The sequence below is a fragment of the Paraburkholderia unamae genome (assembly GCF_003096875.1).
GTDB lineage: Bacteria > Pseudomonadota > Gammaproteobacteria > Burkholderiales > Burkholderiaceae > Paraburkholderia > Paraburkholderia unamae.
The window spans coordinates 1-14,162 of record NZ_QEOB01000015.1; the positions used below are offsets into that span (position 1 = coordinate 1).

10 protein-coding genes are annotated in these 14,162 nt (G+C 65.1%); 7 read left to right on the plus strand and 3 right to left on the minus strand.

Annotation, left to right across the window (positions count from 1 at the left end):
* The first annotated feature begins 279 nt into the window (after window positions 1–279).
* From C7402_RS28235 to C7402_RS28250, 4 genes are all read left to right on the plus strand, one after another.
* On the plus strand, window positions 280–783 hold the full coding sequence (locus C7402_RS28235; RefSeq protein ID WP_112176614.1) for a sigma-70 family RNA polymerase sigma factor: 504 nt from the start codon (window positions 280–282) through the stop codon (window positions 781–783).
* Window positions 784–795: 12 nt separating this feature from the next.
* Window positions 796–1,788 carry a FecR domain-containing protein gene (locus tag C7402_RS28240; RefSeq protein ID WP_224041646.1) on the plus strand — a complete coding sequence of 331 codons (993 nt, stop codon included), beginning with the start codon at window positions 796–798 and terminating at the stop codon, window positions 1,786–1,788.
* 167 nt (window positions 1,789–1,955) lie between these two features.
* Window positions 1,956–4,439 (plus strand): TonB-dependent siderophore receptor, encoded by a 2,484-nt coding sequence (locus C7402_RS28245; protein ID WP_116612952.1) that lies wholly within the window; start codon window positions 1,956–1,958, stop codon window positions 4,437–4,439.
* 17 nt (window positions 4,440–4,456) lie between these two features.
* Window positions 4,457–5,203, plus strand: coding sequence for a hypothetical protein (locus tag C7402_RS28250; protein WP_116612953.1), 747 nt, complete (start codon window positions 4,457–4,459; stop codon window positions 5,201–5,203).
* A gap of 76 nt (window positions 5,204–5,279) precedes the next feature.
* Here the strand turns inward: C7402_RS28250 and C7402_RS28255 are convergent, their stop codons facing one another.
* Window positions 5,280–6,389 carry an ATP-binding protein gene (locus C7402_RS28255; protein WP_116612954.1) on the minus strand — a complete coding sequence of 370 codons (1,110 nt, stop codon included), beginning with the start codon at window positions 6,387–6,389 and terminating at the stop codon, window positions 5,280–5,282.
* Window positions 6,386–7,096, minus strand: a complete 711-nt coding sequence (locus C7402_RS28260) for a response regulator (protein ID WP_116612955.1) — start codon at window positions 7,094–7,096, stop codon at window positions 6,386–6,388. Before C7402_RS28260 ends, C7402_RS28255 begins: the two co-directional genes overlap by 4 nt.
* A gap of 285 nt (window positions 7,097–7,381) precedes the next feature.
* Here C7402_RS28260 and C7402_RS28265 point away from each other — a divergent pair, with 285 nt between their 5' ends.
* Genes C7402_RS28265 through C7402_RS28275 form a run of 3 tightly spaced genes read left to right on the plus strand, consistent with a single transcriptional unit; the run spans window position 7,382 to window position 13,244 of the window.
* Window positions 7,382–8,608 carry an efflux RND transporter periplasmic adaptor subunit gene (locus C7402_RS28265; protein ID WP_244314960.1) on the plus strand — a complete coding sequence of 409 codons (1,227 nt, stop codon included), beginning with the start codon at window positions 7,382–7,384 and terminating at the stop codon, window positions 8,606–8,608.
* Window positions 8,609–8,616: 8 nt separating this feature from the next.
* Window positions 8,617–11,727: an efflux RND transporter permease subunit gene (locus C7402_RS28270; protein ID WP_116612957.1), complete on the plus strand. Its 3,111-nt coding sequence runs from the start codon at window positions 8,617–8,619 to the stop codon at window positions 11,725–11,727.
* Window positions 11,724–13,244, plus strand: coding sequence for an efflux transporter outer membrane subunit (locus tag C7402_RS28275; protein WP_244314961.1), 1,521 nt, complete (start codon window positions 11,724–11,726; stop codon window positions 13,242–13,244). The genes C7402_RS28270 and C7402_RS28275 overlap by 4 nt, the downstream gene beginning before the upstream one ends.
* A 17-nt stretch (window positions 13,245–13,261) precedes the next feature.
* On the opposite strand, the gene C7402_RS28280 is transcribed toward C7402_RS28275, so the two are convergent.
* Window positions 13,262–14,098 carry a fumarylacetoacetate hydrolase family protein gene (locus C7402_RS28280; protein WP_116612958.1) on the minus strand — a complete coding sequence of 279 codons (837 nt, stop codon included), beginning with the start codon at window positions 14,096–14,098 and terminating at the stop codon, window positions 13,262–13,264.
* Window positions 14,099–14,162: the final 64 nt, after the last annotated feature.

Sequence of the window (14,162 nt, forward strand, 5' to 3'; positions counted from 1 at the left end):
CTGGTCGACGCCTCACGCGAGCGTGCGCGTCAACTAGGGCAGAAATCGGACATTTCTAATGAGCCAGAACCGGACATTTCAAAAAAGCCATAACAGCCATAAGTTCGATAATGTTAATTATGTCAAATAACGACTGAATCAAGAGCCAACCATCAAGCCCCACGCCGTCCATCTTTCGTGATAACGCTTCTCATTTACTTCTATCTCAATGACGTGTACCCTGCGAAGCTTGCTGTGAGAAAGCCATTCTTGTCCGAACCAGACTCGCGTATGTCGCGTATGACAGCCCTCCCGTCCGCCATCCACCTCGAAGTCGAAGCGCTTTATCGGGCGCACCACGGGTGGCTGCACGGCTGGTTGCGTCGCAAGCTCGGTTGTGCGCATTACGCGAGTGATCTTGCACACGATACGTTTGCGCGGTTGCTCGATCGCGAAGAACCGATCGAGGCGCGCGAGCCGCGAGCGTTCCTCACGACGGTCGCGCAGCGCGTGCTCTACAACCACTGGCGTCGCGAAGAGGTCGAGCGCGCGTATCTCGAAGCGCTGGCTCAGGTGCCCGAAGCGCTCGCGCCGTCGCCGGAAGAACAGACGGTGCTGCTCGAAACGCTCTGCGAAATCGACAAGCGGCTCGACGGTCTGCCCGTCATCGTCAAACGCGCGTTTCTGCTCGCGCAACTCGATGGCGCCACGCATGCCGAAATTGCGGCGACGCTCGATATTTCACTGGCCACCACGAAACGCTATCTGGTGAAAGCCGCGGCGCAGTGCTTTTTCGCGCTCTGAGCGGGCGGCGCCGTGAATTTCGTTCCGCCCAACGTGGCACCCGAAGTCGCCCATCGCGCCGTGGAATGGTGGCTCGATCTGAGTAGCGGCAGCGTGACGCCCACGCAGCGCGCAGCCTTCGAGGCGTGGCGCGCCGCGCACGCCGATCACGAGCGCGCCTGGCAGCATATCCAGGACGTCTCGGGCCGCTTTCAGTCGATTGGCGATAGCGCCTCCGCGAACGCCGCACGCTCGGCCCTCACGCGGTCGGGACGCGGCGTGTCACGCAGTCGCCGCGCCGGCATCAAGGCGTTTGCGCTGCTGCTTTTCGCAGGCGGCGCGACATGGAGCACGCGCCATCGCTCGGCATGGCCGGGCTGGGCCTCGGATCTGCACACGGCAACGGGCGAAGTCCGAACGGTCACGCTCGCCGACGACACCACGCTGACACTCGATACCGCTACCGCTGTCGACGTGCGCTTCACGCAGGATGAACGCCGCATCGTGCTTCGCCGCGGCGCGATCATGGTCGCCACGGGGCATCGCGACGGCCTCGCGCCGCGGCCCTTCGTGGTGCAAACCGCGCAAGGCACGGCGACCCCCATCGGCACGCGTTTTTCGGTGCGTCAGGCGCAAGACGACACGCGCATCGCCGTGTTCGAAGGCGCCGTGTGCGTCGTGCCGGGCGCCGCGCCCTCCGCCACGCAGACGCTGCGCGCCGGCGAACGCGCGCAATTCACGGAGAACGCGGTACTCGAAAAAGCGCCAGTCTCGAACGACGCCTCCGCGTGGACCAAAGGCATGCTGGTTGCAAACAATATGCGTCTCGCCGATCTGCTCGACGAACTCTCGCGCTATCGCGAAGGTCTGCTGCGGTGCGATCCGCGCGTGGCCTCGCTGCGAGTTTCCGGCACCTATCTGCTCGCCGATACCGATCTCGTGCTCGAAACGCTCACGCGCGCCCTGCCACTACGTGTGGACTATCTCACGCGATTCTGGGTCACTGTCGGGCCCGCTCGCACGTGATGGCGTGAGCGTTGAGACCTGCGTTTAACCGCCGCCTGGTAGCCCCGCCCGGTAGCCCCTTTACGGCTCGATAAAAAAATTCAGAAAAAAGTGAGCTGTTTTCGATTCTCGCGGGACAAGCCAGATGAGAGCAGCACTTCATCCGACTTTTTCCTGCCTTTTCGAACATGCATTCATCTGCCCACGGCGTGGCGTCGCGCGCGTCGCACCCTGCCGCTCCCTCTTTGCGCCAACGCCACTGGATCAGCATCGCGGCGCTCGCCCTCTTCGCCATCAGTGCGACGACGCCCGCCTTCGCCGGCCCGGATGCGCGCGCGACGCGGGAATTGGCATCGGCGCGCCAGCAATACGACATCGCCGCCGGGCCGCTCGAATCCGCGTTGAACCAGTTCGGCCAGCGGGCCGGCGTCATGATTTCATTTCCGGGCGAACTCGCAGCGAGGCGCACGAGCGCGGGATTGCACGGCGAATATGGCGTAGCGGACGGCCTCGCGCACATTCTGCGCAACACGGGACTCGCGGCGAATGCGCAGGCGAACGGCAGTTTCACGCTGATCGAAGACCCGGCCAACGTCGAACCCGATAATCGCGCCGTATTGCCCGCCGTGAAAGTCGGCGCATCGTCGATCAAGGCGGGCAGCTATCGCGCCCCCGCCGAAGCGAACGTCACGCGCTCCGACACGCCCGTGCTCGACACGCCGCAGGCCGTCAACGTGGTGCCCGCCCAGGTGCTGCGCGATCAGCGGCCCCGCAATCTCGACGACGCGCTCGCGAACGTGAGCGGCATCGTGCAAGGCAATACGCTCGCGGGCACGCAGGACACGCTGCTCAAGCGCGGCTTCGGCGGCAATCGCGACGGCTCCATCATGGAAAACGGCATGCCGCTCGTGCAGGGTCGCGCGCTCAACGATGCCGTCGATAGCGTGGAAGTGCTCAAGGGCCCCACGTCGCTGCTCTACGGCATCATGGACCCCGGCGGCGTGGTCAACGTGGTCAGCAAGCAGCCCATGCTTACGCCCTATCACGCGATTTCGGTGCTCGGCTCCACCTATGGCCACGGCCGCAACGGCGGCGGCGTAGCGCTCGACACCACGGGCCCGATCGGCGACACGGGGCTCGCTTACCGGCTCGTGCTCGATCAGGTGAACGAGCAGTATTGGCGCAATTATGGCGAACATCGCGAGACCCTGGTCGCGCCTTCCGTCGCATGGTATGGGAGCGACACGCAGGTGGTGCTCTCGTATCAGTACCGTAAATTTCTCTATCCGTTTGATCGCGGCACGGCACTCGATCCCAAGACGAACGAGCCCCTGGCGATTCCCGCGCGCGAACGTCTCGATGAGCCGTTTAACAACATGACTGGCGAGTCGCATCTCGTGCAGTTGCTCGTCGATCATCAGATCAACGCGAACTGGAAGGCGCATTTCGGCTATAGCTATAACCGCGAGACCTACGATGCGAACCAGTTGCGCGTGCAAGGCGTGAACAGCACGACGGGCGTGCTCTCGCGCAGCAACGACGCGACGCACGGCGCGGTGAGCACGGACAGCTACGCGATTGCCTATGTCGATGGCCACTTCGATATCGCGGGCCTGCGCAACGATCTCCAGATCGGCGTGGACGATGAATACCGTCGCATCTATCGCGCCGATCTCCTGCGCCAGGCCACGCAATATACGTTCAATTATTTCAATCCGGTGTATGGGCGAGAAAGTCCGTCGAGTACGGTGTCGGCGAGCGACAGCGATCAGACCGACACGCTGCACGACACGTCCGTGTTTCTCCAGGACAGCCTGCATCTGACCGACAAATGGATTCTCGTGGGCGGTGCGCGCTTCATTTCATACAACCAGATTGCTGGAAAAGGCCGGCCTTTTGTGGCGAACACCGACCTGAGCGGCAATAAATGGCTGCCGCGTGCGGGTGTGATTTACAAATGGAACGATCGCGTCTCGCTCTACGGCAGCTACACCCAGTCGCTCAAGCCCACCTCGTCAATCGCGCCGCTCAGCACGGGCGTCGTGATCGACTCTTCGGTTCGACCGGAAGAAGCCACGTCGTGGGAACTCGGTGCGAAGATCGCGATGCCGGCGGGTCTCACGGGCACGCTCGCGCTTTTCAACATCGACAAGTCAAATGTGCTCGTTTCTCAGTACAACGACACGACCAAGGAAACCGACTGGCGGACCTCGGGCAAGGCTCGATCGCGCGGCGTGGAGCTTGACGTTTCCGGCCAGATCGGCCAGCACGTGAGTGTCATTGCGAGCTACGCGTATATCGACGCCAAAACGACCGAGGACCCGGAATATGCGGGCAACCGGCTCTGGAACGTCGCGCAGAATACGGCGTCGCTCGCGGCCGTGTACGACTTCGGCACCGTGTTCGGCGGTGACCAGTTGCGCGTGGGCGCGGGTGCGCATTACGTGGGCTCGCGTCCGGGCGACTCGGCCAACAGTTTCACGCTGCCTGCCTACACCGTCGCCGACGCGTTCGCGACCTACGAAACGAAATGGGGCGAGCGCCGCGTCTCGTTCCAGTTGAACGTCAAGAACCTCTTCAACAAGACCTATTACCCGTCGAGCGCGAACCGCTACTTCGTCGCGGTAGGCGACGCGCGCCAGGTCTCACTGCTCTCCACTTTCGAATTCTGATGCGCACACGCACTCTCATGAAACAGCGTCCCTCCTCTTCGGCTCCCCGCACCCTTTCGCGCCGCAATGCGCTATTCGCGCTCGGCGCCATTGCCGCGTCCTTCGCCGCACGCGGCGCGAGTGCACAGGGACCTGACACATCGGGCACCGTCCTGATGGTGGTCCAGCTCAATGGACCGAATCTCGCCGTCGACCAGAAAATTGCGGCGCATCTGCAAGCGCGCGGCTACACCGTGCGGCTCGTCAATCAGGATGTCGACCCCGCGCTCGCGCGCGATGCGCGGCTCGTTGTCATTTCATCGACCGTCTCCGCGAAGGACGTGCCCGCCGGCTGGCGCAACGCGCCGGTGCCGCTGCTCACGTGGGAGAACGACCTGCTCGACGACCTCGCCATGAGCGGCAAGCGGCACGATACCGACTTCGGCGAAGTGGACAAGGAGCGCTATCTGTGGCTCACGAACGCGCCGCATGCCGCGTCGGGGGGATTGCCGGCGGGCGTGTCCAACGTATTTCGCAAGCAGGCGCCCATGAGTTGGGGCAAGCCCGGACTCGGCGCGTCGATCATCGCCACGATCTACGGCCAGCCGGAGAAGGCCGCGATTTTCACCTACGAAAAAGGCGCGACGATGGACTACGAGGCTCTTGCGCCCGCACGTCGCACCATGTTCTTCATGGACAACGATTCGTTTCCCAATCTCTCGGAGGCGGGAATCCGGCTGTTTGACGCGGCGGTGGATTGGACCGCGGCGCGCGCGGCTGGCTAACCTGAGCACTGGCGGGTCTGGGTTCGCTCCCGCCACACCGCGTTCACTTCGCACGCCCCTGAAAAGCACTTGGCGGTCAGTTCGGGATCGCGGCCGCTTGAAAAGCCGATGCCGGGATCACCAATTCGAAGGTGGATCCACCTTGACTGTTTTCCCGGTAGCCTGCTGTCCCGCCGTGCGCCAGTGCAATCGCCCGCACAACCGAAAGCCCGAGGCCGGAGCCGCCGAACTTGCGCGAGCGGGACGCGTCCGCGCGCGCGAACGGCTCGAACATCTGCGCCTCGAATCCAGGCGTAACCCCCGGCCCTTCGTCTTCCACAGACAGCCGCACGTTGTCGGCGTCACCGTCGGCACGAACCACGAGTGTGCCCGGCACGGCGTATCGTCGAGCGTTGTCGAGCAGCGCCAGCAAGGCCTGACGAATTCGCGTGCCGTCGCAATGCACCACGACCGGTGCCAGCATGAGTTCGACCATGATCCCCGCCTCGGACAGTTCCTCGACGATCGAGTCGACGGCGCGGCGGATTTCCACGTCGATGCGCGTGGGCTCCATGCGCATTTCCAGGCGCCCGATGTCCTGAAGCGTAACGATATGCAGGTCGTCCACGAGACGCGTGAGGCCTTCCACCTGAAACAGCAGCCCGCGAATCTGCGCTTCGTCCGACTTGAATACGCCGTCCTTCATGCCCTGCAACCGGCCACGCAGGATCGTGAGCGGCGTGCGCAGTTCATGCGCGATCGCCGCATTCCAGGCGCTCATGTCGGCCGTCATGCGTTGCAGGCGAACGGCCATGGCGTTGAAGTCGTCCACCAGCAGCGCTGTCTCGCCGAGTGAGCGGTCGCCCGGCAGCGCACGCGCCGCGAGGTCGCCCGCCGCGATGCTGCGGGCGCTTTCCGCGAGCGAATTGAGCGGCGCGAGAATGCGCCGCGCGAGCCGCGACGCCATGATCACCGCGACCACGAGCCCGAACAGCAGGAGAATCGCGAAGATCAGATAGTCGCGCGGGTCGGGAATGAAAAGCTCTTTGCCAGTGGGCGGATACGGCGGCGGAGAGAACAGAAAGAGCAGCCCGTAGATGACGATCGACCCGACAAACGCAATGAGCATAGTGATGCAGGACACGAGCCCCATCGACAGGACGATCTGGCGGACGAGCCGCCCGCGATGCTCCACGGACCCGTTCATTCGGCGTCACCCAGGCGGTAGCCCACGCCGCGCACGACCGCGATCACTTCGGATGCGCCCGCCTTGTCGAGCTTCTTGCGCAGATTGCTCACGTGACTGTCGACGGTGCGCTCGAGCGCGTCGCCGCCCGGAAGGCACGCGTCAACGAGTTCGCCGCGCGTGAAAACGCGATTGGGCGACTTCGCCATGTGCGCGAGCATGCGGAATTCGGTGAGGGTCAGCGCAAGCTGCACGCCGCCCTTTTCCGCGCCGCCGACGCCGGGAGCCGAACGCACGCTCGCCATATAGCTTTGCGTGTCGATTTCGAGGCGTCCCACGCGCAACACCGGCTCCGTGCGTGACCCCCCCGTGCGCCGTAACACGGCGCCGACGCGCGCCACCACCTCCACGGGATTGAACGGCTTCGCCACGTAGTCGTCCGCGCCGATGCGCAAACCTTGCAAGCGGTCGATGTCCTGATCGAGCGCCGTCACGATCACCACGGGGGTATCGCCGCGCCGGCGTAATTCGGAGAGCACTTCCCAGCCGTCCTTGCCGGGCATCTTGATGTCGAGCAGCACGAGATCGGGTTTCAGGACCGGCTGCACATCGAGCGCCGACTGGCCGTTAGCGACCTGGTAGGTCCGATAGCCTTCCCGGGTGAGATAGGCGTCGAGTATTTCGGCAATTTCAGGTTCGTCTTCGGCGATCAGGATCAGCGCGTTCATGGTTCATCGCGTGCGTCTGGGCGGGCGTGTCGTCAAGCGGGAGCTCCATCGTGACCGCTTGCGCGTTGCGCCGCAATTTGCTCCATCGAGTCTCCATCATATCTCAACAATTCGCCGCGCCCGCTGCGCATTCCGTCGCGCATTTCCTTGCGATTCGCGCAGCCTGCGCGGCTCGCTCGACACAATCTCCACACGATCTCCATCCTCCCCGAACGGCCGCATGCCAGCATCCAGCCTCCGCCATCGCGCCGCACGCATGCACCGCACACCATGAATACCCACTCGATGAGAACAACCACGCGAACGGCCACGGCCGTGGTTGCCCTGCTGCTCGCGCTCGCAGCGTGCCGCGGCGAACACGACGCCGCCGCGTCGCAGAGCATGCCCAAACCGCAGGTCAGTGTGGTCACGCTCCACCCGCAGACCGTGCAGGTCAGCACGGAGCTGCCGGGCCGCGTTGTCGCGTTTCTAGAAGCCGAAGTGCGCCCGCAGGTCGGCGGCATCATCCAGCAGCGTCTTTTCGTGGAAGGCGCGCAAGTGAAGGCCGGCCAGCCGCTTTACCAGATCGATCCGGCAAGCTACAAAGCCGCGCGTGACAGCGCCGAAGCCGCGCTGCAACGCGCGCTGGCCGCCGTCCCCGCCGCGCAGGCCAGGGCCGATCGCAACAAGGATCTCATCAAGCAAAATGCGATCAGCCGGCAGGACTACGAAGAATCCATGGACACGCTCGCGCAGGCGCGCGCCAACGTATCCGCCGCCAGGGCCGCACTGGAAGCCGCGCGTATCGATCTCGAGCGCACCACGATACGCGCGCCCATCTCGGGGCGTATCGACCGCTCGACGCTCACGCCCGGCGCGCTCGTGAGCGCGAGCCAGAGCGTGGCGCTCACGACGATCCATCAAATCGACCGTGTGAATGTCGATATCACGCAGTCGAGCGCGAGCCTGCTCGACCTGCACGAGGCCATCGACGCGGGCCGCGTGATCACTGCGGGCGGCGCGGTGCCACTGAAGCTCAAGCTCGAGAACGGCTCGCTCTATCCGCTCGAAGGCAGGCTCGAATTCGGCGAATCGAGCGTCGCCACGGCAACGGGCACCTATACGCTGCGCGCGAGCGTGCCCAATCCGCGCCGCCTGCTGTTGCCCGGCATGTACGTGCGCGCGATCGTCGCGGAAGGCACGACGCCCGGCGCCTATCTGCTGCCGCAGCGCGCCGTGAGCCGCAACGCGCGTGGCGAGGCGACCGCACTGTTCGTGCGCGGCGGCAAGCTCGAGGAAGTCGTGCTCGGCCACGCGCGCGAGCACGGCAACGACTGGCTCGTCACCCACGGCGTGCGTGACGGCGACGCGCTCGTCGTGGAGGGCAGCCAGCAGGCGCGCGCGGGCGACGCCGTCGCAAGCACCGAGGTCACGATAGACGCCGCGACGGGCACCGTGCGCAAGTTGCCTGAGCGCGCCGCCGCGCCGTCCGCGAATTCGGCCCAGGCCGCCGCGCCCGGCAACCGCACCTGAGGAACGACATGTCGGCATTTTTCATCAGACGCCCCGTCTTCGCGTGGGTGCTCGCCATCGTCGTGATGCTCGCCGGGCTGCTCGCGCTCAAGCGCCTGCCGGTCGCGCAGTATCCCGAGATCGCGCCCACCACGATCTCGATCTCGGCGAACTACGCCGGCGCCGATGCGCAGACCATCGAGAACTCGGTCACGCGCGTGATCGAGCAAGGGCTCACGGGCCTCGACAATCTGCTCTACATGGCGGCCAGTTCGGACGCCTCGGGCGAGGTCGAGATCCGCCTCACCTTCAGCAACGCCGCCAATCCCGACGTCGCCCAGATGCAGGTGCAGAACAAGCTCCAGCTCGTCACCGCGCAGCTTCCCTCGGTCGTGCAGAGCACCGGGCTCACGGTGACGAAGTCGTCGGCGAGCTTTTTGATGGTGGTGGGCTTCGTCTCCACGGACGGCAAGCTCAGCTCCGTCGATCTCGACGATTACGTGGGCAGCACGTTGCAGGACCAGATTCGCCGCGTGCCGGGCGTCGGCAACACGCAGCTTTTCGGTTCGAGCTACGCGATGCGCGTTTGGCTCGATCCCAACCGGCTCGCCAAGTACGCGCTCATGCCCGGCGATGTGGAAGCCGCGCTGCGCGCGCAGAACGCGCAAGTGTCGGCGGGCCAGTTGGGCGCGCAGCCCGCGCGCGCCGGCCAGCAACTCAATGCGACCGTGACCGCGCAAAGCCGCCTGCAAACGGCGGCGCAATTCGCCGACGTCATCGTCAAGAGCGGCTCGGACGGTGCCATCGTGCGGTTGAAGGACGTGGCGCGCGTGGAAATCGGCGCGGAGAACTACACCTACGCGTCCACCTACAACGGCATGCCCGCTTCCTCGCTGGGCGTGAATCTCGCGACCGGCGCCAACGCGATAGACACCGCGAAGCGCATCAAGGGACTCATCGCTTCGCTCAAGGGCACACTGCCCGCGGGCGTGGAGGTGGTCTATCCGTACGACACCACGCCGTTCGTCACGCTCTCCATTCATGAGGTCGTGAAAACGCTGGTCGAAGCCATCGTGCTCGTGTTCATCGTGATGCTGGTGTTCTTGCAGAACATGCGCGCCACACTGATTCCCACGCTGGCGATTCCCGTCGTGCTGCTCGGCACGTTCGGCGTGCTCGCCGTGTTCGGCTATTCGATCAACACGCTGACGATGTTTGCGATGGTGCTCGCGATCGGCCTGCTGGTGGACGACGCCATTGTGGTGGTGGAGAACGTCGAGCGCGTGATGGCAGAGGAGGGACTCTCCCCGCGCGAAGCTACGCTCAAGTCGATGCGAGAGATTACCGGCGCGCTGATCGGCATTGCCACCGTGCTTTCGGCCGTTTTCGTGCCGATGGCATTTTCATCGGGCTCCACGGGCACGATCTACCGGCAGTTTTCGGTCACGATCGTCACGGCGATGCTGCTCTCCGTGGCGGTGGCGTTGATCCTCACGCCCGCGCTGTGCGCGACGATCCTGCGCAAGCCCGCCGCGCACGGCGCGCAGCGTGGCTTCGCCGCGTGGTTCAACCGTGCCTTCGATCGCGGCTCACTCGCCTATCGCGCGGGCGTGGAAGGCATCCTCACGCGCGGCAAGCGCTTTCTCGCGATCTTTCTGGCGATCGTGGTGGCGATGGGCTGGATGTTCATGCGTCTGCCCAGTTCGTTTCTGCCCGTCGAGGATCAGGGCATTTTGCTGACCGCCGTGCAGTTGCCCGCCGGCGCCATGAATGCGCGCACGCGCGACGTGCTCAAAACCGTTACGGACTACTACCTGACCAAAGAGAAGGATGCCGTGGAAGGCGTCATGGCCATCGAGGGCTACGGCTTCGGCGGCTCGGGCCAGAACGCAGGCATGGTGTTCGTGCGCCTGAAGGACTTCGAAGCGCGCAAGTCCGCCAATCTCTCCGCGCAGGAAGTCGCGCAGCGCGCGAGCGCCGCGTTCGCCGCCATCGGCGACGCGCAGGTCTACGCGCTCCTGCCGCCGGCAATCGACGGCATGGGCACCTCCAACGGCTTCGACTTCTACCTGGAGGACACCAATGGCACAGGACGTGAACAGCTCACGCAGGTCCGCGACGCGTTGCTCGGCTCGGCGGCGCGCAGCGCCCGGCTCGCCAATACGCGCCCCACGGGGCAAGAGCCGACGCCGCAGTTCGCCGTGGACATCGACCAGGCCAAGGCGAGCGCACTAGGCCTGAATCTCGCCGACATCAACAACACGCTGTCGGTGGCCTGGGGCAGCAATTACGTGAACGACTTCGTGGACCGTGGCCGCGTGAAGCGCGTCTATGTGCAGTCCGACGCCGACTTCCGCATGCAGCCAAGCGATCTCGACGGCTGGCATGTGCGCAACGCTAGCGCCGAAATGGTGCCGTTCGCCTCGTTCGCGCATGGCCGCTGGACCTTCGGCCCCACACGGCTCGAACGCTATAACGGTGTCCCGGCACTCGAAATCCAGGGCGAGGCCGCGCCGGGTGTCAGCTCCGGGGCGGCGATGAGCGAGATCGACAAGCTGGTGGCCCGACTGCCGCCGGGCTTCCGGCATGAATGGACCGGCCTCTCCTACGAGGAACGTCTCGCGGGCGACCAGGCGGCAGCGCTCTACGCGATCTCGGTGCTCGTGGTGTTTCTGTGCCTCGCCGCACTCTATGAAAGCTGGTCCGTTCCGCTCGCCGTCATGCTCACCGTGCCGCTGGGCATGGCGGGCGCGCTGCTGGCCGCGATGCTGTGCGCTCAGACCAACGACGTCTACTTCAAGGTGGGCTTGCTGACGACGATCGGTCTCGCGGCGAAAAACGCGATCCTCATCGTCGAGTTCGCGCTGGAGCGCGAGGCACGTGGCGCGACGCTGCTCGAAGCGACGCTCGACGCCGCGCGCCAGCGCCTGCGGCCGATTCTCATGACCTCGTTCGCCTTCATTCTCGGCGTCGCGCCGCTCGCGGTCGCGACCGGCGCGGGCTCGGGGGCACAGAACGCCATCGGTATCGGCGTGATGGGCGGCATGGTCGCGGCCACCGTGCTCGGCATTTTCTTCGCGCCGCTCCTCTACGTGGCGGTACGGCAAACCTTCGGCCGGGGCAAGCGCGAACGCACATGAACGCACTTCAACGCACCAACATGAAACGGCAGCTCAATCGCACATCGCTCTCGAATCGCAAGGCCGGCGTTGCGTCCCTGCTCACGGCCCTGCTGCTCTCAGGCTGTGCCGTGGGGCCCGACTACCGTGCGCCGCACGCGGACGTGCCCGCTCAATGGAGCGGCGGAAAATCGGCGCCCGGGACGAACGGCGCGCAGGCCGCCGAGCGTCCCGACCTGCGCCAGTGGTGGGTACACCTGAGCGATCCGCTCCTCGACACGCTGATCGAAGAGGCTGTCAGCGGCAACCTCGACGTGGCGACCGCCGCCGCTCGCGTGCGCGAGGCGCGCGCAGTGGTGCGTCAGGCCGGCGGCGCGCTTTATCCGTCGCTCAACGGCACGGCTGCGTTCACGCGCTCGGGTGCGGGCTCGCACGCCGTCACCACAACGTCTTCCAGCGCGGGCGGCAGCACGTCCGTACTCGGCGTGGGCAGCCCCGCCAACCTCTTCCAGGCGGGCTTCGACGCCAGTTGGGAGATCGATATCTTCGGCGGAAACCGGCGCTCGCTGGAAGCCGCGCAAGGCGGACTCGACGCTGCGCAGTGGGATCTGCGTTCAACACTGCTTACGCTGGTGGGCGACGTGGCCACGCACTATGTCGAAGCGCGCGGCTATCAGGCGCGCCTTGCGCTGGCGCGCGCGACGGCCGACTCACAGCAGGAAACCGCGCGCCTCACGCGCATACGCTTCGTGGCCGGCTCGAACTCGGGCCTCGACGCGGCGAACGCATCGGGCGAAGCGCAGTCGACGCTCGCCACCATCCCCGCGCTGGAGGCCGCTTATGCGCAAAGCGTGCACAGCCTGGCCGTGCTTCTGGGCCGGGCGCCGGGCGCGCTGCTCGCGAGTATGGAGCACGTGCAGGACGTGCCTGCTCCGCCGCTGCCGGTCATGCTCGGTGTGCCCGCCGACGTGCTGCTCGCCCGCCCCGATGTTCGTGCTGCGGAACGGCGCTACGCACAGAGCACGGCGCGCGTGGGTCAGGCAGAGGCCGCGCGTTATCCGCGCGTCACGCTCACCGGCACGCTCAGCACGTCGGGCACGCAGTTCGGCGACCTTGCGCGGCATTCGTCTATCGGCTGGTCGATCGGACCCGCGGTCACGATTCCCCTTTTCGACGCAGGTCGCCTGAAGGCCGCGGTGGAGATTGCCGATGCGCAACGCGACCAGTCTTTCATCGCGTATCGTTCGGCGGTGTTGACTGCACTGCAAGACGTGGAAAACGCCAGCGTATCGCTCTCGCGCGAAACCGAGCGCGTGCAGAACCTGAAGCGTTCCGCCGATGCCTATGGCGACGCGGCGGCGATGGCGCAATCGCTCTATCGCTCGGGATCGACGGGTTTTCTCGAAGTGCTGACGGCCGAGCGTTCGTTGTATGCGGCGCAAGACACGCTGATTCAGAGCCGCGTGCTCATTGCTACGGATTTCATTGCGCTGAACAAGGCGCTGGGAGGCGGATGGGATGGCACGGAAGCCAATTAGATCTTAACTTTCCGCGCTTACCTCACCACATGGCGCTGTTCACCCAGGCCGGTTATCGCCATATCGATGACATCACCGGCAGCGAGGTACACAGGCGGCTTCATACCCAGCCCCACGCCGGCGGGCGTGCCGGTGATGATCAGATCGCCGGGCCGCAGCGTCATGAACTGGCTACAGTAGCTCACGATCTGCGCCACGCTGAAAATCATGTCCTGCGTGTGACCCCGTTGCCTTGCCTGGCCATTGACGGACAGAGTCAACGCCAGGCCCTGCGGATTCGTGAGTTCGTCCGGCGTCACGATCCACGGGCCGATGGGCGTGTAGGTGTCAAAGCTCTTGCCTTTTCCCCACTGCCCGTTACGCTGCAATTGCCAGTGACGCTCCGAAACGTCATTCACGACGCAATAACCGGCCACGCTTGCCATTGCGTCGTCCTGTCCGAGTTGCGACGCCACGCTGCCGATCACGATACCCAGTTCGATCTCCCAGTCCGTCTGGGCCGATTCCGGCGCGAGCACGATGTCGTCGTTCGGACCGCTTATCGACGAAGTCGATTTGCTGAACACGAGTGGCTCGGCGGGAATCGGCAAATCGGCTTCCAGCGCGTGATCGCGATAGTTGAGCCCAATTGCGATGATTTCGCGCACACGGCGCAAAGGCGGCCCGAGCCGCGGAGCGCCGGGCACGACCGGCAGTTGTGCCACGTCGACGGCAGCAAGGAAGCGGCGGCCCTCGGGCGACAGCACGTCTTCGTCGATGTCGCTCACTATCGGGCGCAGCGCCCGGATGCGGCCTTCACGATCAAGCATGCCGGGCAACTCTTCGCCAGCCGGGCCGTATCGCAGCAGTTTCACAACGCAGTCTCCCTGTTGATGGGTTCATGCGCTCGAATGCCATCCAGCATTCGAGCACCATTGC

Coding starts and splice junctions, on each gene's coding strand:
- C7402_RS28235 (WP_112176614.1), top strand. CDS start 280: ATGACAGCCCTCCCGTCCGCCATCCACCTCGAAGTCGAAGCGCTTTAT.
- C7402_RS28255 (WP_116612954.1), bottom strand. CDS start 6,389: ATGAACGGGTCCGTGGAGCATCGCGGGCGGCTCGTCCGCCAGATCGTC.
- C7402_RS28275 (WP_244314961.1), top strand. CDS start 11,724: ATGAACGCACTTCAACGCACCAACATGAAACGGCAGCTCAATCGCACA.
- C7402_RS28250 (WP_116612953.1), top strand. CDS start 4,457: ATGAAACAGCGTCCCTCCTCTTCGGCTCCCCGCACCCTTTCGCGCCGC.
- C7402_RS28270 (WP_116612957.1), top strand. CDS start 8,617: ATGTCGGCATTTTTCATCAGACGCCCCGTCTTCGCGTGGGTGCTCGCC.
- C7402_RS28245 (WP_116612952.1), top strand. CDS start 1,956: ATGCATTCATCTGCCCACGGCGTGGCGTCGCGCGCGTCGCACCCTGCC.
- C7402_RS28260 (WP_116612955.1), bottom strand. CDS start 7,096: ATGAACGCGCTGATCCTGATCGCCGAAGACGAACCTGAAATTGCCGAA.
- C7402_RS28265 (WP_244314960.1), top strand. CDS start 7,382: ATGAGAACAACCACGCGAACGGCCACGGCCGTGGTTGCCCTGCTGCTC.